At 72.2% G+C, this 18,800-nt stretch carries 18 protein-coding genes and 1 tRNA gene; 13 read left to right on the top strand and 6 right to left on the bottom strand.

All coding sequences use genetic code 11. The features are described from left to right. Positions 1–73: 73 nt before the first annotated feature. Both AB0I45_RS07075 and AB0I45_RS07070 read left to right on the top strand, forming a co-directional pair. Positions 74–1,450 carry a bifunctional o-acetylhomoserine/o-acetylserine sulfhydrylase gene (locus AB0I45_RS07075; RefSeq protein ID WP_295687320.1) on the top strand — a complete coding sequence of 459 codons (1,377 nt, stop codon included), beginning with the start codon at positions 74–76 and terminating at the stop codon, positions 1,448–1,450. 5 nt (positions 1,451–1,455) lie between these two features. Next, positions 1,456–2,565 carry a homoserine O-acetyltransferase gene (locus AB0I45_RS07070; RefSeq protein ID WP_295687205.1) on the top strand — a complete coding sequence of 370 codons (1,110 nt, stop codon included), beginning with the start codon at positions 1,456–1,458 and terminating at the stop codon, positions 2,563–2,565. Here the strand turns inward: AB0I45_RS07070 and AB0I45_RS07065 are convergent, their stop codons facing one another. Beyond that, the gene (locus AB0I45_RS07065; protein WP_295687207.1) at positions 2,566–4,617 is read right to left on the bottom strand and encodes an acyl-CoA dehydrogenase; all 2,052 of its coding nucleotides are present in this window, start codon (positions 4,615–4,617) and stop codon (positions 2,566–2,568) included. Next, positions 4,614–5,204, bottom strand: coding sequence for a TetR/AcrR family transcriptional regulator (locus AB0I45_RS07060; protein ID WP_345031053.1), 591 nt, complete (start codon positions 5,202–5,204; stop codon positions 4,614–4,616). Before AB0I45_RS07060 ends, AB0I45_RS07065 begins: the two co-directional genes overlap by 4 nt. A gap of 64 nt (positions 5,205–5,268) precedes the next feature. Here AB0I45_RS07060 and AB0I45_RS07055 point away from each other — a divergent pair, with 64 nt between their 5' ends. The 6 genes from AB0I45_RS07055 (at position 5,269) to AB0I45_RS07030 (ending at position 10,581) form a co-directional block, all read left to right on the top strand. Next, entirely contained in the window at positions 5,269–6,558 is a 1,290-nt protein-coding gene (locus AB0I45_RS07055; RefSeq protein WP_295687215.1) for an acetyl-CoA C-acetyltransferase, read from the top strand. After that, positions 6,555–7,943 carry a 3-oxoacyl-ACP reductase gene (locus AB0I45_RS07050; RefSeq protein WP_137319720.1) on the top strand — a complete coding sequence of 463 codons (1,389 nt, stop codon included), beginning with the start codon at positions 6,555–6,557 and terminating at the stop codon, positions 7,941–7,943. The genes AB0I45_RS07055 and AB0I45_RS07050 overlap by 4 nt, the downstream gene beginning before the upstream one ends. A 1-nt stretch (position 7,944) precedes the next feature. Further along, positions 7,945–8,832 carry a MaoC/PaaZ C-terminal domain-containing protein gene (locus tag AB0I45_RS07045; protein WP_295687220.1) on the top strand — a complete coding sequence of 296 codons (888 nt, stop codon included), beginning with the start codon at positions 7,945–7,947 and terminating at the stop codon, positions 8,830–8,832. A 118-nt stretch (positions 8,833–8,950) separates the two neighbouring features. After that, positions 8,951–9,038 (top strand) — tRNA-Leu (locus AB0I45_RS07040). Positions 9,039–9,129: 91 nt separating this feature from the next. Next, the gene (locus AB0I45_RS07035) at positions 9,130–9,861 is read left to right on the top strand and encodes a hypothetical protein (protein ID WP_295687223.1); all 732 of its coding nucleotides are present in this window, start codon (positions 9,130–9,132) and stop codon (positions 9,859–9,861) included. Positions 9,862–9,915: 54 nt separating this feature from the next. Then, complete coding sequence (locus AB0I45_RS07030) at positions 9,916–10,581, top strand: hypothetical protein (protein WP_295687225.1); 666 nt, start codon at positions 9,916–9,918, stop codon at positions 10,579–10,581. A 43-nt stretch (positions 10,582–10,624) separates the two neighbouring features. On the opposite strand, the gene AB0I45_RS07025 is transcribed toward AB0I45_RS07030, so the two are convergent. Together AB0I45_RS07025 and AB0I45_RS07020 are read right to left on the bottom strand one after the other, a co-directional pair. Further along, the gene (locus AB0I45_RS07025) at positions 10,625–11,812 is read right to left on the bottom strand and encodes a glycosyltransferase family 1 protein (protein ID WP_295687228.1); all 1,188 of its coding nucleotides are present in this window, start codon (positions 11,810–11,812) and stop codon (positions 10,625–10,627) included. Between the two features lie 7 nt (positions 11,813–11,819). Then, positions 11,820–13,094 (bottom strand): NAD-dependent epimerase/dehydratase family protein, encoded by a 1,275-nt coding sequence (locus AB0I45_RS07020; protein ID WP_247424680.1) that lies wholly within the window; start codon positions 13,092–13,094, stop codon positions 11,820–11,822. A 153-nt stretch (positions 13,095–13,247) separates the two neighbouring features. Between AB0I45_RS07020 and AB0I45_RS07015 the strand changes: the two genes are divergently transcribed. The 4 genes from AB0I45_RS07015 (at position 13,248) to AB0I45_RS07000 (ending at position 16,820) form a co-directional block, all read left to right on the top strand. Then, positions 13,248–13,886 carry an ATP-binding cassette domain-containing protein gene (locus AB0I45_RS07015; protein WP_247424677.1) on the top strand — a complete coding sequence of 213 codons (639 nt, stop codon included), beginning with the start codon at positions 13,248–13,250 and terminating at the stop codon, positions 13,884–13,886. Further along, entirely contained in the window at positions 13,883–14,677 is a 795-nt protein-coding gene (fetB, locus tag AB0I45_RS07010; RefSeq protein ID WP_265809350.1) for an iron export ABC transporter permease subunit FetB, read from the top strand. Before AB0I45_RS07015 ends, fetB begins: the two co-directional genes overlap by 4 nt. Before the next feature lie 21 nt (positions 14,678–14,698). Continuing rightward, positions 14,699–15,388 (top strand): PIG-L deacetylase family protein, encoded by a 690-nt coding sequence (locus AB0I45_RS07005; protein WP_137319712.1) that lies wholly within the window; start codon positions 14,699–14,701, stop codon positions 15,386–15,388. Positions 15,389–15,455: 67 nt separating this feature from the next. Then, entirely contained in the window at positions 15,456–16,820 is a 1,365-nt protein-coding gene (locus AB0I45_RS07000) for a M20/M25/M40 family metallo-hydrolase (RefSeq protein WP_345031043.1), read from the top strand. Positions 16,821–16,832: 12 nt separating this feature from the next. On the opposite strand, the gene AB0I45_RS06995 is transcribed toward AB0I45_RS07000, so the two are convergent. Both AB0I45_RS06995 and AB0I45_RS06990 read right to left on the bottom strand, forming a co-directional pair. Beyond that, positions 16,833–17,774: a DMT family transporter gene (locus AB0I45_RS06995; protein ID WP_295687245.1), complete on the bottom strand. Its 942-nt coding sequence runs from the start codon at positions 17,772–17,774 to the stop codon at positions 16,833–16,835. A gap of 2 nt (positions 17,775–17,776) precedes the next feature. After that, entirely contained in the window at positions 17,777–17,980 is a 204-nt protein-coding gene (locus AB0I45_RS06990; protein WP_345031040.1) for a DUF5703 family protein, read from the bottom strand. A gap of 94 nt (positions 17,981–18,074) precedes the next feature. Between AB0I45_RS06990 and AB0I45_RS06985 the strand changes: the two genes are divergently transcribed. Then, positions 18,075–18,773, top strand: a complete 699-nt coding sequence (locus tag AB0I45_RS06985; RefSeq protein WP_345031038.1) for a histidine phosphatase family protein — start codon at positions 18,075–18,077, stop codon at positions 18,771–18,773. Positions 18,774–18,800 lie beyond the last annotated feature (27 nt).

Below are 18,800 nucleotides of genomic sequence, written 5' to 3'. Positions count from 1 at the left end.
GCCGGGAGTCGGCGCCGGACCTGCCCACCGCTCGCACATGACGCAATGTGACGGAAGATGACAGCCAGATGACATCGGGTGCCGCCGGGACCGCGCTCCCGGGCGAGAGTGGGAGGCACACTTCGATGAGGAGGAACCCATGAGCGAGCTGTCGTTCGAGACCCGGCAGATCCACGCCGGCCAGACCCCGGATCCCACGACGGGCGCCCGGGCCCTGCCGATCTACCAGACCACGTCCTACGTCTTCGACTCCGCGCAGACCGCAGCCGACCGCTTCGCGCTCGCCGACCTCGGCCCGATCTACACCCGGATCGGCAACCCGACCGTCGCCGTGGTCGAGGACCGGATCGCGGACCTCGAGGGCGGTGTCCAGGGCCTGCTGCTCGCCTCCGGCCAGTCCGCGGAGTTCCTCGCGCTCATCAACGTCGCCGAGGCCGGCGACCACATCGTCGCGAGCCCCAGCCTCTACGGCGGCACCTACAACCTCCTCGACGTCACCCTGCGCAAGCTCGGCATCGAGACGACCTTCGTCGCCGACCCCGACGATCTCGAGGGGTGGCGGGCCGCGGTCCGCCCCAACACCAAGGCGTTCTTCGGCGAGGTCGTCTCCAACCCCCGCTCCGACGTCCTCGACATCGCCGGCGTCGCCGAGGTCGCCCACGCCGCCGGCGTGCCCCTCATCGTCGACAACACGCTCGCCACCCCCTACCTCGTGCGCCCGATCGAGCACGGCGCGGACATCGTCGTCCACTCCGCCACGAAGTACCTCGGCGGGCACGGCACCGCGATGGGCGGCATCATCGTCGACGCCGGCACCTTCGACTTCTCCCGCGACCCCGAGCGCTTCCCCGGCTTCAACACCCCGGACGCCTCGTACAACGGCATCGTCTACGCCCGCGACCTCGGTCCGGACTCGCCGTTCGGTGCGAACGTGTCGTTCGGGATCAAGGCGCGCGTGCAGCTGCTCCGCGACCTGGGCCCGGCGCTCTCCCCGTTCAACGCCTTCCTCCTCGCTCAGGGCCTCGAGACCCTGAGCCTGCGCATCGAGCGCCACGTCGCCAACGCCGATCGCGTCGCCGCCTGGCTGGAGGACCACGCGCAGGTCGAGCGCGTCGTGTTCGCCGGACTCCCGTCGAGCCCGTGGTACGAGCGCGCCCAGAAGTACCTGCCGAAGGGCGTCGGCTCGGTGCTGTCCTTCGACATCGCCGGCGGCTACGACGCCGCGGTGCGCTTCGTCGACGCGCTCGAGCTCCACTCGCACGTCGCGAACATCGGCGACGTCCGCTCGCTCGTCATCCACCCCGCCTCCACCACGCACTCCCAGCTCGACGAGGCCGCGCAGGCCGCCGCCGGGGTCAGCCCGGGCCTCGTCCGGCTCAGCGTGGGCATCGAGGGGGTCGAGGACATCATCGCCGACCTCGAGAAGGGCTTCGCCGCCGCGCGCGGCTGAGCCGCATGCCGGTCACCGGACGCACGGGACTCGCCGGATTCACCGACCTCGCCCTCGAATCCGGGTACGTGTTCGAGGAGATGCACATCGCCTACGAGACCTTCGGCACGCTCAACGCGGAACGCACGAACGCGGTCCTCATCGAGCACGCGCTCACCGGCGACGCCCACGTGACCTCCGGGGTCGCCGAGCCTGCGACGGCCGAGCACCCGAGCTCGTTCGCCCCCGGCTGGTGGGAGGAGGTGATCGGCCCGGGCCGGCCGATCGACACCGACGAGTTCTTCGTCGTGTGCGCGAACGCGCTCGGCGGGTGCAACGGCAGCACCGGGCCGACGACCATCCACGCCGACGGGCTGCCCTACGGCTCGCGCTTCCCCGCGCTCACCGTCCGGGACCTCGTCACCGCCGAGCTCGCGCTCACCGACAGGCTCGGCATCGAGTCCTGGCACGCGGTGATCGGCGGTTCGATGGGCGGGGCGCGCGCGCTCGAGTTCGCGCTGCTCGCTCCGGAGCGTGTGCGCAAGGCCACGGTGCTCGCCGCGCCGGCGTACTCCGACGCCGACCAGATCGCGTGGGCGCACACCCAGATCCAGGCGATCGCCCTCGACCCGGACTACTGCGGCGGGGACTACGCCGCGCTCGGCCGGTTCCCCGCCGCGGGGCTCGGGCTGGCACGCCAGATCGCCCACCTGACCTACCGCAACGACGTCGAGCTCAACCACCGGTTCGCGAACGCGCACCAGTTCCCGCGCCCGGCCGGGGCCCCGGACACGTACTACTCGATCCAGAGCTACCTCGACCACCAGGCGCGCAAGCTCGTCCACCGCTTCGATGCGGAGTCCTACCGGGTCCTCACGGCGGCCCTGCGGGATCACGACGTGCGCCGGGGCCGGCACTCCGACCTCGCCGAGGCGCTCGCCGGCGCCCGCAGCGAGTTCCAAGTCATCGGCATCTCCACCGACCGGCTCTACCCGCCGGCGCAGGTCGCCGAGCTCGCGGCCGCGCTGCCGGGCACCGTGACCCACCACACGATCGAATCGTGGGCGGGTCACGACGGCTTCCTCACCGAGGGGCAGAAGGTCGGTCGGCTGGTGCGCGGCTTCCTCGAGGGCTGATCAGCCCTTCCGGGTCCGCTCCCGGTGGAGCACCTTCTCGTCGACCGGATGGTCGGCCTGCGCGCGGGCGCGCCGGTAGTGCTCGCGCGCCTCGGTCTGGCGCCGGGCCTCCACGCCCTCGGCGATCGTCGCGCGCCGGTGCTCGGGGCCGTAGCCGAACGCGGCCACGAGGTCCGCGGCGTTGCCGGCGAGCTTGGCGCACAGGCGGTTGATCGCCGGGCCCACCTGCCGGGCGCGGTTCATCGAGAGCCGCCCGTACATGATGTGCCAGCCGATGCTGCGCTCGATGAGCGTGAGCCCGTAGAGGTCGCGGATGCGGCGGAGCGCCTTGGCCTCGTCCGCCCGCCGGGGGTCGTCGTCGAAGGTGTGCATCGCGGTGTTGAGCGCCTGCCACTTGAGGAGCTCGACATAGGCCTTCGCCGCTTCGATGAGCTCGTGCTGGTTCTCGTTGAGGAGCGCGGCGGCCTCCTCCTTGGGGAGCTTGGAGGCCGGACGCAGATTGCTCGCGAGCTCGGCGACCATGGTGTCGACGCGAGCGGACAGGAGCAGCTCCTGGAGCCGGCCCGAGCGGATCCGGCGCTCGGTCAGCCCCGGGGTGAGCACCTCGCCGATCGTGCGCCCGACGTTCGCGAGCCCCGAGCGGTAGAGGGAGTGCTCGGCGGCCTGCGTGCCGATGAAGCGCGCCACCCCGCCGACATCGATGTTCTTGAACTCCGCGGCGTAGTCGCCGAGCAGCCGCTTGCCGACGAGCTGGAGGAGGACGGTGTTGTCGCCCTCGAAGGTGACGTAGACGTCGAGGTCCGCGCGCAGCCCGGTGAGGCGGTTCTCCGTCATGAATCCCGCCCCGCCGCACGCCTCGCGGCACTCCTGGAGGACGTCGAGGGCGTCCCAGGTCGACGTCGCCTTGAAGCCGGCCGCCTGGGTCTCGAGGAGCTGGCGGGCCTCGTCGGAGTCGTCCTCGCCGGAGAACACACGCTGGAAGGAGGCCAGCAGCACCTCGTGCGCGATCGCGTTCGCGTAGGTCTCCGCGAGCAGCGGCATGAGGCGGCGCTGGTGCTGCTGGTAGTCCATGAGCACGACCTCCTCGGTGTCGTCGGCCCCGGTGAACTGCCGGCGCTCGAGGCCGTAGCGCACCGCGATGTCGAGACCGAGCTTCGCGGCCACGACCGCTGCTCCGTCGAGCGACACGCGCCCCTGGACGAGGGTGCCGAGCATGGTGAAGAACCGGCGCCCGGGGGAGTCGATGGGGGAGGAGTACGTGCCATCGGGGGCGACGGCGCCGTAGCGGTCGAGGAGGTGGGTGCGCGGCACCCGCACGTCGGCGAAGGCGAGCCGGCCGTTGTCGACCCCGAGCAGCCCGCCCTTGCGTCCGTCGTCCTCGATCGACACGCCGGGCATGGGTTCGCCGTCCTCGGTCCGGATCGGGACGAAGAAGGCGTGCACGCCGTGGTCGACCCCGGCGGTGATGAGCTGGGCGAACACGACGGCGGCCCGGCCGTGCGCGGCGGCGTTGCCGATGTACTCCTTCGTCGCGGCCCGGAACGGGGTGGTGATGACGAACTCCTCGGCCGCCGGGTCGTAGACCGCGATGGTGCCGAGCGAGGCGACGTCGGAGCCGTGCCCGATCTCGGTCATCGCGAAGCAGCCGAGCAGCTCCCCGCGCTGGGCGGGCAGGAGCCACTGCGCGTGCTGCTCGGCATTGCCGAGGTGCTGGATCGCCCCGCCGAACAGCCCGTACTGGACGCCGGCCTTGATCTGCAGGCTCGGGGAGGCGGTCACCGACTCCTCGAAGGCGGCGACGTAGCCGGCGTGGTCGTTCTCCCCGCCGAGCTCGGTGGGCAGGGAGCGCAGGGTCGAGCCGGACTCCCCGAGCGCGCGGACGCCGCGCAAGGTGGCCTCGCGCATCTCGTCGAGGTCGCCGGTGATCGGCGGCACGGTGTCGGGGTGCTCGACGAGCGTGCGGCCGCGGCGGCGCTCGGAGGCCCACCGGCCATCGAGGAGGTCGGCGAGCACGGACGGGTCGACGGTGAGCGGGGTCTTGGTGCGGTTCATCGGTGTACCTCCATGAAGCTGCGGCTGGAATCCCACAGCCAGGTCGTGAGTCGGGTGGTGAAATCGTGGCGGTCGCGCGGGTCGAGGAGCCACTGCTCGGTGCACGAGCGGACGAAGCCGAGCGCGCCGGCCGCCCACTGCACCTCGGCCTCCCGGGTCAGCCCCATGCGCACGCAGAGCAGGTCGGTGACGTCGGTGAGGAAGCCGCGGGCGGGTGCGCCGCCGGAGACCGCGGAGTCGCAGAAGCGGTAGACCTCCGGGGAGCCGGCGGCGAGCGCGGTGAAGGCGTCGATCATCGCCTCGAGCGCGGCGCGGGAGTCGCCCTCCGGGGCATGGGCGGCGGCGAGCGAGCGGCGGATGGTGTGCATCGCCCAGTCGCCCATCGCCGCCTGGAGGCCCGAGCGATCGCCGAAGTAGCGATAGAGGACGGTCTTCGTCGTGCCCGAGCGGGCGGAGATCTGCTCCATCGAGAGGTCCGCCCCGTGCTCGGCGACGACGTGCCGCACCGTGCGCAGCAGCTCCCGGTGCCGGCGTCGGCGGTGCTCGTCCCAGCGGGCGGAGCGACCGTCGGATGTGATGGGTTTCATGCGTCAGACAGTATCAGGTACTGTCGGTAACGGTTAAACGTCCCCACGTTCCCAGGAGGAACCCATGACGCATCGCAAGGCCGCCGTGCTCGGCGGCAACCGCATCCCGTTCGCCCGCTCGAACAAGGAGTACGCGCACGCCTCGAACCAGGACATGCTCACGAGCGCTCTCGACGGCCTCGTGGCCCGCCACGGGCTGGCCGGACAGCGCCTCGGCGAGGTCGCCGGCGGCGCGGTCCTCAAGCACTCGAAGGACATCAACCTCACGCGCGAGGCGGTGCTCGGCTCCGCGCTGAGCCCCGAGACCCCTGCGTTCGACCTCGGGCAGGCCTGCGCCACCGGGCTCGAGGCGGTCGTGTCGATCGCCGGCAAGATCAAGCTCGGCCAGATCGACTCCGGGATCGCCGGCGGCGTCGACTCCGCCTCCGACGCCCCGATCGTGGTGAGCGAGGAGCTCCGCAGCATCCTCCTCGAGCTGTCCCGCGCGAAGTCCGTGCCGCAGCGGCTCAAGACGCTCTCCCGGCTGCGCCCGGCCGACCTCGCACCCCAGGCCCCGACCACCGGAGAGGCCCGCACGGGCAAGTCGATGGGCGAGCACCAGGCGCTCTCGACCGCCGACTGGGGCATCACCCGGCAGGCCCAGGACGAGCTCGCCGCCGCCTCCCACGCCAAGCTCGCCGCCGCCTGGGACCGCGGCTTCTTCGACGACCTCGTCACCCCGTTCCTCGGGGTCACCCGCGACACGAACCTGCGTCCGGACTCCACCGTGGAGAAGCTCGCCGGTCTGAAGACGGTGTTCGGCAATTCCCTGCCGGCCGAGCCGACGATGACCGCCGGCAACTCCACCCCGCTCACCGACGGCGCCTCGACCGTGCTCCTCGGCAGCGAGGAATGGGCGGCCGAGCAGGGGCTGACGCCGCTGGCCTACATCGTCGACGCCGAGGCCGCCGCGGTGGACTTCGTCGACGGCTCGGAGGGGCTGCTCATGGCCCCGGCCCACGCGGTCCCGCGCCTGCTCGCCCGCAACGGCCTGACCTTCGCCGACTTCGACGTGTTCGAGATCCACGAGGCCTTCGCCGCCACCGTGCTGTGCCACCTCGCTGCCTGGGAGAGCGAGGAGTACTGCCGGGACGTGCTCGGCCTGCCCGCCGCGCTCGGCCCCATCGACCGCGAGCGGCTCAACCCGCTCGGCTCCTCGCTCGCCGCCGGCCACCCCTTCGCCGCGACCGGCGGACGGATCATCGCGAGCGTGTCGAAGCACCTCGCGGAGACCGGGAAGCGCCGCGCCCTCGTGTCGATCTGCGCCGCCGGCGGCCAGGGCCTCACCGCGATCGTGGAAGGAGCGCGAGCATGAGCGACCGCTACATCTCCGTCGTCAACGGGCCACTCAAGGGCATCGTCAAGAGCCTCGGCCTGCCGGCACCGGTCGAGCTCCGCCGCTTCGACCCCGCGGACCCCCGCCACGGGTACCTGACGGAGCCGATCCTCGTCGTCGGGCCGGCCGCCTCGGCCGACCCGATCGCCGAGCTCCTCCTCGGCGCCGACTTCGAGGTCGTCCGCACCGCCACCCCCGGTCAGCGGTACTCCGCGATCATCGGGGTGTTCACCGGGATCGACGACCCGTCCGAGCTCGGTCCGACCGCCCTGGCGATCGGCGCCGGCATCAAGCAGCTCGCCCGGTGCGGGCGCATCGTCACCATCGCCGAGGCCGCCGGGCTCACTCCCGAGGAGGCCGCCGGCACGACGGCTGCGGCGAACGCCGCACGCAATGCCGTCACCGGGATCACGCGCTCACTGGCCCACGAGATGCGCGCCGGGGCGACGGCGAACGGGATCGTCCTCGACGGCGTCGACGTGCTGGCGCCCTCGGCCGTGTCGGCCCTGTGGTTCCTCCTGTCCGCGAAGTCGGCCTACGTGTCCGGCCAGTTCCTCACCGTCGACTCCGCGCGCGGCACCGCGGTGACCGCGCGGGAGTTCGCCGCGACCCGCACCTCGGGGGCCGAGGGAGCCGCTCCGCTCGCCGGCCGCACCGCAGTGGTCACCGGGGCGGCGCGGGGGATCGGCGCCTCGATCGCCGGGACCCTGGCCCGTGACGGCGCCCGCGTCATCGGCGTGGACGTGCCGGCCGCCGGCGATTCGCTCGCGCGGACGATGAACGGGATCGGAGGGGTGGCCCTCCAGCTCGACATCACCGCGCCGGACGCCGCGGCGACGATCGCCGCACAGGTCCGCGGACCGATCGACATCCTCGTCCACAACGCCGGGATCACCCGCGACAAGCTGCTGGCGAACATGGACGGAGCGCGGTGGGACTCGGTGATCGCGGTGAACATCGCATCCCAGCTCCGGATCAACTCAGGCCTCACCGAGCTCGGCGCCTGGGGCGAGCACCCGCACGTCGTGTCCCTCGCCTCGACCTCGGGCATCGCCGGCAACCGGGGGCAGACGAACTACGCCGCCTCGAAGGCCGGTGTGATCGGTTTGGCCGCCGGCGCGGCCGCGGAGTTCGCCGCGCTCGGCGGCACGATCAACGCCGTCGCCCCGGGGTTCATCGAGACCGAGATGACCGCGAAGATGCCCGTCCTCACCCGCGAGCTCGCACGCCGCGTCTCCAGCCTGCAGCAGGGCGGGACGCCGCAGGACGTCGCCGAGGCGATCGCGTACCTCGCCTCGGACGCCGCCGGCGGCATCAACGGCCGCGTGCTCCGCGTGTGCGGCCAGAACATGGTGGGAGCGTGACATGAGGGAACCCCAGCGCAACACGCACGAGAACCCCGGTGAGCAGCAGTCCTCGATGCTGCCGATCTACGGGCGGGCGCTGCTGGGCATGCTGCCCGGCCGGCGCCGCTCCGCCCAGGTGCCCGGCGGGGAGCTCAGCCGCACCGTGGTCATCGACCCCGCCGAGGTCGCCCGGTTCAGCCGCGTCGTCGGCGCGCCGGTCGGCAACCGCGTCCCACCGGCCTACCTCCACGTCCTCGGCTTCCCGCTGAGCATGCGGCTGATGACCGACCCGCGATTCCCCGTGCCCGCCATGGGCATGGTGCACATCCGCACCGCGTACACGCAGCTCCGCCCGGTGGAGGTGGGGGCGGAGCTCACCCTGACCGTCGGCGTCGAGGAGCCGCGGGCCCATGCCCGCGGCACCGAGATCGGCTTCCGCGTGCGTGGATCCGTCGCCGGCGAGCCGGTGTTCGACGAGACCTGGGTGTGCCTGGCGAAGGGTGCCGCCCTGCCCGGTGCCGCACCGGCCGCCGAGCGGGAGCGGAAGGACTTCGCCGCTCCCGTGCCGACCGCCGAGTGGCGGCTCGCACCGGCGATCGGGCCGCAGTACGCCCGGGTGTCCGGGGACTACAACCCGATCCACATGAACCCGCTGGCGGCCAAGGCGTTCGGGTTCCCGCGCTCGATCGCGCACGGGATGTACACCGCTGCCCGCGGCTTCGCCGCCGCCGACGTCCGGCTCGATGCCTTCCGCTGGGAGTTCGAGTTCGCGAAGCCGATCGTGCTGCCCGCTCGGGCGGCCTTCCGGGTCACCCGGCGGGAGGCCGACGGCAGTGTGGACTATGCGGTGTGGAACCCGAAGTCCGGCAAGCCGCACCTGCTCGCAGCGGTCGCACCCCTGCGCTGAGGCACTGCAGGGGCCTCCCGCGGGTGCCCGACCGGAACGGCCGATATGACATGCAACACATTCGGCCGTTCCGGTTTGGCTTCGCCCGAAAGTGTGTGTAAAGTTCTATCTGTTGCCTGCGCGGGTGGCGGAATTGGTAGACGCGCTAGCTTGAGGTGCTAGTGCCCAACTTATCGGGCGTGGGGGTTCAAGTCCCCCCTCGCGCACAGGAACACAGGCCCCGGAGAGATCCGGGGCCTGTTGCTTTCCCCGTTCGGCTCCGGCCCTACAATCGGGATACCGGAAGGGTGCGGACGCATGGAGGAGACCACCCGTGCGCTGCTCTCCCTGCTCCTCGAGATCGGACCGCTCACCCTGCCCGCCGCGGTGAGCCCCGTCGTGTTCATCAACGCGACGACCATCGTCACGACGATGGACCGGCGTGCCGCCTCCCGCTATGTGCTCGGCAACGCCGCCGTGCTCCTGGCGATCGGGATCGTCAGCGCCGGCATCCTCGGCGCGAGCCTCACCGCCGTCATCGAGCGCGAGGTCCTCTCCGGTGTGTTCCAGGGCCTCGTCGGCGTCGCCCTGCTCGTCTACGGGTCCGTCCTCGTCAAGCGCTACTGGGCCTCCACCGGGGGCCGCCGTCGCGCGGAGCGCACCGGGTCCACCGCGGCGAAGTCGCCGGCGACCGAGGCCGTCGAGGCCGTCGGCAGCGCCCGCTCCCGGGGCACCCTCGTGTGGGGAGCGGCGACGATGGCGACGAACTACACCTCGCTGCCCCTCTACATCGCCGTCACCCAGGACATCGTCGGAGCGCCCTTCGGGGTGTGGTGGAAGGCTCCCGTCCTGCTGTTCGTCATCGCAGTCATCTCCACACCTGCGTGGCTGCCGTCCGTGCTCGCGCGCACCGCTCCGCAGCGCATGGCCCGGATCCAGCGCCGGCTGGCCTCGCGCGCGCCGCGCCGGTGGCCGATCACCCCGCTGCTGCCGATCGTCGCATGCCTCGCCGGCGGCGGCTGGCTGCTGTGGATCGCCGTGCGCGCCTGAGACGATAGGCTCGATCCGTCATGACACCGCCGTCTGCGAAGGGGACCAGGGCCGTTGACATCAGATGACCGCGCCGCACCGGACCGGGAGCGCTACTCCGCCGCAGCCCTGCGGGCCGGGATGCTGTGGCTCTACGCCGAGGCGCACGGCCTCGCCGCCGCCGAGGTGCCCGGGTCGTCCGAGCCCGAGGAGGACCCCGGCCTCGGCGAGGCCGCCGCGGCGATCCTCAGCGAGCAGGGCGCTTCGGCGTCCCGCATCGCCCGCTGCCGCGCCGGCATCCGGGCAGCCCTGCGGGTGCTCGCCGCCGGGACCGCCGCGGAGTTCTCCGCCGAGGCGTACGACCGGACGCGGCAGACCGTGATCGCCGGTGAGCACTCCGCCGGCCTGCCCGGTCACCGGATCTGGCCCCCGACGAGCCAGACCGTGCGCCGGACGCTGGGGGAGGGGTACTGGAACTCCGCTCTGCGGGCGGTGGGCCTCCCGGTGTCCGGCCGCGGCCGCGCCCGAGGCGCATCCCGGTACTCCGAGGAGGACTACCGGGCCGCGGTGCGCGACTTCCTCACCGCCGCCGAGCGCGCGGGCACCCCGACGAGCTTCGTCGCGTACCAGGACTGGGCGCGCGCGGAGAGCACCGCGGGCGCCCCGCGGCCGTCGGGCGCCGGCCTGCGTGCGCACTTCGGCGGCTGGCAGGCGGCGCGGGACGCCGTCGATCCTGCCTGAGGAGCGCCGGCCTGAGGAGAACCGGGCTCGGTGAGCGTCCGACTCAGCGGGCGCGGGGCATCGGGCGGCCGAGGAGCTTGATCCGCCACGCCGGCTCCACGTGGTTCGTCCAGTGGCGATCGATCGCGAGCTCGTAGAACTCGACCAGTCGCTCCGTCGCCGCCCGCCAGCTGTACTGCTCCGTGCTCGCCCGGCCCTGCGCGCCGAGGCGCCCGCGCAGCTCCTCGTCCTCGAGCAGGCGCGAGATCTGCCGCGCCATGTCCGGGGCATCGTTCGGCTCGAACAGCAGCCCGTCGACGCCGTCCTGCACGGCGAAGGGGATGCCGCCGGCGCGCGCCCCGACGACCGGCACCCCGGAGGCGAGCGACTCGAGTGCCACGAGTCCGAGCGTCTCCGTCGTCGACGGGAACACGAAGACGTCGGCCGAGGCGTACGCCGCGGCGAGCTCCTTGCCGCTCATGTAGCCGGTGAACACCGTCCGCGTGCCGGCGAACTCGCGCTGGAGCTCCGCGGCGTGCGGGCCCGAGCCGACGAGGGCGAGCCGCGTGTCCTCCGGGAGCCGGGCCATGACCGCGCGCAGCACCCCGAGGTCCTTCTCCTTCGACAGCCGCCCGACGTAGATGAGGAGCCGGTCCTCGGGATGCCCGTCGGTGAGACGCGCACGCATGTCGGGTGAGGCATTGGCCGGCGTGTAGCCGATGGTGTCCACGGCCCGCGGCCACAGGTCGATGTTGCGGATGCCCGCCGCCCCGGCCTGTTCGACCATCTGCTGGGAGGTGCAGAGGTTGACCTCGGCGAGGTTGTGGATCCAGCGGATCCACCGCGTCGTCGTGTCGGTGATCCACTCGAGCCCGAGGCGCTGGGTGTACTCCGGCACGTCGGTGTGGAACGACGCGAGCATCGGCAGGTCGCGGCGCTTCGAGGACATCGTGCCGTAGGCGGCGAGCCACACCGGATTCACCGCGTGGACGACGTGCGGATGGAACCGCTCCATGGTGCGGGCGATGCTCGCCGTCGGCAGACCGACCCGGAGCTCCGGGTACCACGGCTTGAAGGCGACGGATGCCACCGGGACCACCCGGAACCCGGCATAGCGGGCCGGCGGGTTCCCGGGAGCGAACACGACGACCTCGTGCCCGAGCTCGGCGAGATGGTCGAGGGTGCCCATGAGACGGGTGACCACACCGTCGATCTTGGGGAGGAAGACCTCGGTGAAGAGCGCGATCCGCACCGGGGTCTCAGCGCCCGGCGGCGGTCGGCACGGCGGCGGGACCGGCGGCCCCCGCCTCGGTCCCGGCGAGCGAGGGCGGGACGCCCTCGTGGGTGGTCCGGTTCCACAGGGAGCGGGCCGGGATCCGCGACAGGTCCGCCCGTTCCCGGTAGCGCTTCGCCGTCTCCTCGACCTCGAGGAGCAGACCCTCGGACAGGGTCGTCGGCTGCAGGCCGAGGTCGAGGAAGGTGGCGTTGACGACGTGGAGCTCGTTCTCCGGCGACTCCTGCCGCGGGTTCGGCACGAGCTCCATCGTGGCCCCGGTGATCTCGCAGATGAGGGCCGCGAGGTCGCGCACCCGGTGGGTCTCGGTCATCTGGTTGAAGATCTTCACCCGGTCGCCGGCCTCCGGCGGGTTGGCGAGCGCGATCTCCACGCAGCGCACCATGTCCTGGATGTGGATGAAGGCGCGCGTCTGGCCGCCGGTGCCGTGGACGGTGAGCGGGTAGCCGACGGCCGCCTGCATGAGGAAGCGGTTGAGCACGGTGCCGTAGTCGCCGTCGTAGTCGAAGCGGTTGACGAGGCGCTCGTCCTGCTTGGTCTCCGCGGTGTTCGTGCCCCAGATGATGCCCTGGTGCAGGTCGGTGATGCGCAGCCGGTCGTTCTTCGCGTAGAAGGCGAAGAGGTGCTGGTCGAGCACCTTCGTCATGTGGTAGATCGAGCCCGGGTTCGTCGGGTAGAGGATCTGCTGGTCGATGGGGTACGGGTCGACCGGGTTGCCCTCGGCGTCCTCCGTCGCGGTGACCTGGACGTCGAGATAGCCCTCCGGGATCTTCATCCCCGCGGTGCCGTACCCGTAGACGCCCATCGTGCCGAGGTGCACGAGGTGGACGTCGAGGCCGGACTCGACGACCGCGGCGAGCAGATTGTGGGTGGCATTGACGTTGTTGTCCACGGTGTAGCGCTTGTGGCCGGCCGACTTCATCGAATACGGCGCGGCACGCTGCTCGGCGAAGTGGACCATCGAATCCGGCGCGGTGCGCGCGATGAGCGCGAGCAGGCCCTCGGGGTCCTGCGCGAGATCGAGGTCGACGAACTCGATGGTCCTCCCGCTGACCTCGTGCCACGCGGCGATCCGCTCCTCGATCGAGCTGATCGGGGTGAGCGACTCCGCCCCGAGCTCGGCGTCGATGGCCCGCCGGGACAGGTTGTCGACGATGACGACCTCGTGGCCGCGAGCCGACAGGTGCAGTGCCGTGGGCCAGCCGCAGAAGCCGTCCCCGCCGAAGACGATGGTCTTCACTCGGTTCTCCTCGTTCGTGTTCCGGTTGCGTAGTGGTGCGGGATCGTGGGTGTGCGGGTGCGGAGCATGTCCGCATCCTCCGATCACCCTAGCCCCTGCACCGGCGCCGAGGTCGCAGGCACCCCGGTCCCGCGCGGTCCGTAGACTGACCGCATGCCGGTCTTCGAGCTCGAACAGGTGCGCTTCCGCGGCGTCCTCGACATCCCCGCGCTGCGCATCGAGACCGGGGTCACCGCGGTGACCGGACCCTCCGGCGCGGGCAAGTCGACGCTCCTGAGGCTCCTCGACGACCTGCGCGAGCCGGAATCCGGCACGATCCGCCACCGCGGCACCGACATCCGGGAGATCCCCGCGATCGAGCTGCGCCGGCGGGTCCCGATGCTCTCCCAATCGCCGGTCGTCGTGCCGGGCACCGTGCTCGACAACCTCGCCCGCGCCCATCGGCTGCAGGAGCGTCCCGATCCCGCACCGGACGCCGCCGCCGAGGCGCTCGCCGCCCTCGGCCTGACACAGGACCTCGACGCCGATGCCGGGGTGCTCTCCGGCGGCGAGCGCCAGCGCCTCGCCCTCGCCCGGCTGCTGCTCCTCACGCCCGACACCGTGCTCCTCGACGAGCCGACCTCCGCGCTCGACGAGGACACCGCGCTGCGCGTCATGGGGACCCTGGTGCGGCTGCTCGCCGCGGGCGGCACCGACATCGTATTCGTCACCCACAGCAGCGCGCTCGTCGACGCCTGCGCCGAGCACCGGGTCGTCGTCTCCGGGGGCACCGCGCGGCAGGCGGCGCGATGAGCGGCGGCCTCGTCGTGCTCGGCTGGCCGCAGGTCGGCCTCGCCTTCGTCATGGTGCTCGTCGTGCTCCTGCTCATGGTGGCGACCCGGGTGGGCCGGCGCGGGGAGATGCTGTGGGCGTGCCTGCGGATGACCGTGCAGCTCGTCCTCGTCGGACTCGTGCTCGGCTGGGTGTTCGCCCACCCCAGCTGGTGGCTCACCGGGCTGATCTTCGCGCTCATGCAGGTGTTCGCCGTCGCCACCATCCTCGGGAAGTTCCGCGGCCGGCTGTCGCTCGCGCTGCGCCGCGTCGTCGTCCTCGCCTCGACGGCCGGGACCACCGGCGCGGTCGCCTGGTTCCTGTTCGTCGTCGTCGGGCTCAGCCCCTGGTACGAGCCGCGCTACGTCATCCCGATCGCCGGGATGCTCATCGGGAACTCGATGACCGGCATCACCCTGGGCCTCAAGGCGCTCGTCGACGGGATGCGCGAGAACCGCGACGCGATCGAGGACGCGCTCGGCCTCGGCGCCGCGCCGCGTGCCGCCATCGCTCCGCTCGTCCGCTCCGCCTTCGAGAGCGCGCTCATGCCGACGATCAACAGCATGCTCGGCACCGGGATCGTGTTCCTGCCCGGCATGATGACCGGCCAGATCCTCGCCGGGGTCGACCCAATGACCGCGATCGGCTATCAGATCGCGATCCTCCTCGGTATCGTGGGAGCCGTCGGCACGACGGTGTTCCTCGCCCTCGTCCTCGGCGCGCGCACTTACTTCGACGCCCGCGACCGGCTCCGCGACGACCGCATCCGCTGACCCCGATCCGAAAGGACGCCCATGCTCGACACCCTGCCGGAGGACTTCGACTCCGTCCTCCTCGTCATGGCCCACCCGGACGACCCCGAGTACGGCTCGGCGGCAGCCGTCGCGCGCTGGCTCGCCGAGGGGAAGCGCGTGGGCTACGTGCTCGCGAGCCGCGGCGAGGCCGGCATCGCCGGGCTCCCGCCCGCGGATTCCGCGCGGATCCGGGAGGCCGAGCAGCGCGCCGCCTGCGCCGCGATCGGAGTCGAGCACCTCGTGTTCCTCGACGAGCCCGACGGCTCGATCATGTACACCCGTGAGCTGCGGACCGCGATCGCCGAGGAGATCCGGCGGTTCCGCCCCGAGGTCGTCATGGTGCTCAACTTCCACGAGACCTTCGGGGGCCGGCACCCGAACTCCGCCGACCACCGGCACGTCGGACTCGCAGCGCTCGACGCGGTGTCCGACGCCGGGAACGAGTGGATCGTCCCCGGCGAGCGCTACCAGGGTGTGAAGTACATCCTCGAGTTCGCCGGCGAGCCCACCCACGTCGTCGACGTCGACGGCCACGTCGATGCGGCCGTCACCTCGCTCATGGCCCACGAGCGCTACCTGCAGGCGCTCTCCGACGCCCCCGTCGAGGAGCAGGCGCGCGCCCAGATCGAGCGCGCCACCGCCGTCGAGGGATTCGACACCCCGCACATCGCCGTCCGCCTCTACGGCTGACACCACGGCCGAGAACCCGGCCGACACCGCCCGCCCGCACCACGCCGACCACCGACCGAGGACCCCGATGACGTCTCAGACCCCCGACCCCAGCTCCCCGCAGTCCACCGCGCAGCAGGACACCGGCGCGCAGATCCCGAGTGCGGAGTCCGAGGTGGTCGGCATCTGCCGCGAGCTCATCCGCTTCGACACCCAGAACTGGGGCGGGAACACCGCTCGGCCGGAGCGCCCCGCCGCGGAGCGGATCGCCGAGTGGTTCACCGAGGTGGGCCTCGACTCGGAGATCTTCGAGTCCTCACCGGGCCGGGCGAGCCTCGTCGCCCGCATCCCCGGCAGCGATCCCGGCCTCCCGGCCCTTGTGGTCCACGGCCACACCGACGTCGTGCCCGCCGACGCCGCCGAGTGGGCCGTCGACCCGTTCTCCGCCGAAGAGCGCGACGGCCTGATCTGGGGCCGCGGCGCGGTCGACATGAAGGACATGGACGCGATGATCATCGCCGTCGTGCGGAACTACCTGCGCACCGGCCTGCGCCCCCGCCGCGACCTCATCATCGCGTTCTTCGCCGACGAGGAGGCCGGCGGCACCTACGGCGCACGCTGGATGGTCGAGAACCACCCGCACCTGTTCACCGACGCGACAGAGGCCGTGTCCGAGGTCGGCGGCTACTCCGTCGACCTGCGCGGTCAGCGGGTGTACCTCGTGCAGACCGCGGAGAAGGGGATCGCCTGGCTCAAGCTCGTCGCCCGCGGCACGGCCGGCCACGGCTCGCAGATCAACGAGGACAACCCGGTGACCAAGCTCGCCGCCGCGGTCGCCCGGATCGGTGCGCACGCCTGGCCCGAGCAGCTCCCGCAGGCCACCGAGGACCTGCTGCGCGGCGTGTCCGACATCACCGGTGTGCCCTTCGGCGCGGAGACCTACCCGGAGCTGCTCGCCGAGCTCGGGTCGGTCGCGAAGTTCGTCGGCGCCACCCTGCGCAACACCTCGAACCCGAGCCTGCTGTCCGCCGGCTACAAGCACAACGTCATCCCCTCGACGGCCGAGGCGCTCATCGACTGCCGCACCCTGCCCGGTGAGCACGACGCCCTCATGCGCACGGTCCGCGAGCTCGCGGGCAGCGACGTCGAGGTGCTCACCGAGATCGAGGCGCCCGCCCTCGAGGCGCCGTTCTCCGGGCGGCTCGTCGACACGATGACGACCTCCCTGCTCGCCGAGGACCCCGGGGCGCGGGTGCTGCCGTACACGCTGTCCGGCGGCACCGACAACAAGTCGCTGGCCGCGCTCGGGATCCACGGCTACGGATTCGCGCCGCTGCGCCTCACCGGGGACCTCGACTTCCCGGCGATGTTCCACGGTGTCGACGAGCGCGTGCCGGTCTCCGCGCTGACCTTCGGCACCCGGGTGCTCCACCGCTTCCTCCTCGAGGCCTGAGCGGCGTGGACCTCAGGTGCGCCGGCGCCGGGGGAGCGAGGCGATGAGCACGCCGGAGAGCACGATCGCCATCGCGAGGTAGGTCGTCCACGTCACCGGGGTCGCGGCGGCGGGGAACAGCAGGTCGATGACGAGCGAGCCCACGAGGCTGCCGAACAGCGAGGTCAGGCTGAGCAGGAGGACCCCGAGGTGCTCGACGGAGACCGTCGTGATCCCGATGAAGGCCACTCCGATGACACCGCCCATGAGCGTCCACCACTCACCGGGCAGGTCCGGCAGGCCGGTGAAGCGGACGCCGGCGGCGAGCAGGCAGAGTGCCACGGCGACGAGGAAGATCGACCCGCCGAGGAAGTTGATGAACGTCGCGGTCGCGGCCGAGGCCGAACGCAGCTTGATCCGACCGTTGGCCGCCTGCTGGAAGGCGGTCATCGACCCGGCGAGGAACGGCAGGAACGGCGCCCACCAGCTGATGCCGTGCTCGAGCACGCCGCTCGAGGACACGACGACCCCGACGAGCACCACCGCCACACCGAGCACCCGCTGGAGGCTGAGGGACTTCCGTCCGCCCGGGGGCAGGGAGGTGTTGTCGACGACGAGCGCGCCGGCGAGCTGACCGGAGACGAACGCCATGGTGAACACCGCGACGCCGAACAGCGGCACCGTGATCGACTGCGCGATGACGACGGCGGCGCCGCCGAGGCCGCCGAGCGTCATCCACCACGGGACCTCCTGGGAGCGCAGAAGCCGCACGACGAGGGCCAGCCCGCGACGGGTGCGCGGGGAGACGAGGGCGACGACGAGCATGACGAGCAGGCCACCGAGGAAAGACACCGTGGCGGCGAACAGGCCGTTGCCGGTGATCCCGGCGAGGGCGGCGTTGGCGTTGCCCTGCACGGCCATGCCGAACCCGGCGAGCGTCGTCGCGACGGCGCTGAGGAGGAGGGGGAGCCGCACGATCAGGCGGTGCGCTGCACGCGGATGATGCGGCGGCGCAGCCACACGGTGCGGGATCCGCCCATCCCGATCCGGGTCCGGGCGAGCTCCCAGCGGCCGTACTCGGCCTCCTCGGTGAGCAGGGTGCGGGCCTCGCTGCGGGTGGTGTCGCGGGTGAAGCTGATGGTGCGGAACTCGTACTCCACCGGGGTCCGGGTGCGCTTCATCGTTCCTCCGCGAAGTGAGTGCAGCAGTGTGCTGGGCCTGGCGATCGGTGATCGAGCGTAACCGTACCACCGGGCCGTGGGCTAGCCTGGGCGCATGGTCCACATCGTCCTCGTCAGGCACGGCGAGAGCTCGGCGAACGCCGCCGGGATCCTCGCCGGCCGCACGCCCGGCGTGTCGCTCACCCCGGCCGGGGAGCAGCAGATCCGCGGCCTCGCGGAGATCTTCCCGTTCCGCACCGTGACCGAGGTGCGCTGCTCCACGGTGCAGCGCTGCCGCGAGACCGCTGCGCTGCTCCTGACCGGGATCACCGCGCCCGGGGTGCGCGAGGCGCCCGAGTTCGCCGAGGTCGACTACGGGACGTGGTCGGGCCGCCGGCTCGCCGAGCTCAAGGAGCTCCCCGAATGGCAGCGGGTCGCGCGCTCGCCGTCGTCGATGGAGTTCCCGGGGGGCGAATCGCTGCGCGATGCCGCCGCCCGCGCCGTGACCGGGGTCGACGCCTTCGTCGCCGACCTCCGTGCCCGTCAGGTGCCCGACGCCGGAGCGGGGGATGCAGGGGGAGCGGGCGGGACGCGGGTGCCGGTGGGCGTCGTCGTGGCGCACGGCGACATCATCAAGGCGGTGCTCGCCGCCGCGCTCGACATGCCGCTCGACGCGTTCCAGCGGATCGCCGTCGCACCCGGCTCGCTCAGCGTCGTGACGTACCCGGAGACGGGCTACCCGACGGTCACCGCGATGTCGGTGACGGCCTCCGGCCGCACGGGTGAGGCGGGAGCCGTGGGCGGCGGCCGCTGAGCGCACCCGGCTCGGACCGCCGATCCC

Source organism: Brevibacterium sp. NPDC049920 (assembly GCF_040656435.1).
Taxonomy (GTDB): domain Bacteria; phylum Actinomycetota; class Actinomycetes; order Actinomycetales; family Brevibacteriaceae; genus Brevibacterium; species Brevibacterium pityocampae.
The sequence above is the reverse complement of the archived record's forward strand: the minus strand, read 5'-3'. Positions and strand labels throughout refer to the sequence as shown.

What these genes read in the sequence shown, in the direction of transcription:
- AB0I45_RS07070 (WP_295687205.1), top strand. Translation starts at nt 1,456, where the DNA reads ATGCCGGTCACCGGACGCACGGGACTCGCCGGATTCACCGACCTCGCC.
- AB0I45_RS07065 (WP_295687207.1), bottom strand. Translation starts at nt 4,617, where the DNA reads ATGAACCGCACCAAGACCCCGCTCACCGTCGACCCGTCCGTGCTCGCC.
- AB0I45_RS07060 (WP_345031053.1), bottom strand. Translation starts at nt 5,204, where the DNA reads ATGAAACCCATCACATCCGACGGTCGCTCCGCCCGCTGGGACGAGCAC.
- AB0I45_RS07055 (WP_295687215.1), top strand. Translation starts at nt 5,269, where the DNA reads ATGACGCATCGCAAGGCCGCCGTGCTCGGCGGCAACCGCATCCCGTTC.
- AB0I45_RS07050 (WP_137319720.1), top strand. Translation starts at nt 6,555, where the DNA reads ATGAGCGACCGCTACATCTCCGTCGTCAACGGGCCACTCAAGGGCATC.
- AB0I45_RS07045 (WP_295687220.1), top strand. Translation starts at nt 7,945, where the DNA reads ATGAGGGAACCCCAGCGCAACACGCACGAGAACCCCGGTGAGCAGCAG.
- AB0I45_RS07035 (WP_295687223.1), top strand. Translation starts at nt 9,130, where the DNA reads ATGGAGGAGACCACCCGTGCGCTGCTCTCCCTGCTCCTCGAGATCGGA.
- AB0I45_RS07015 (WP_247424677.1), top strand. Translation starts at nt 13,248, where the DNA reads ATGCCGGTCTTCGAGCTCGAACAGGTGCGCTTCCGCGGCGTCCTCGAC.
- fetB (WP_265809350.1), top strand. Translation starts at nt 13,883, where the DNA reads ATGAGCGGCGGCCTCGTCGTGCTCGGCTGGCCGCAGGTCGGCCTCGCC.
- AB0I45_RS07005 (WP_137319712.1), top strand. Translation starts at nt 14,699, where the DNA reads ATGCTCGACACCCTGCCGGAGGACTTCGACTCCGTCCTCCTCGTCATG.
- AB0I45_RS07000 (WP_345031043.1), top strand. Translation starts at nt 15,456, where the DNA reads ATGACGTCTCAGACCCCCGACCCCAGCTCCCCGCAGTCCACCGCGCAG.
- AB0I45_RS06990 (WP_345031040.1), bottom strand. Translation starts at nt 17,980, where the DNA reads ATGAAGCGCACCCGGACCCCGGTGGAGTACGAGTTCCGCACCATCAGC.
- AB0I45_RS06985 (WP_345031038.1), top strand. Translation starts at nt 18,075, where the DNA reads ATGGTCCACATCGTCCTCGTCAGGCACGGCGAGAGCTCGGCGAACGCC.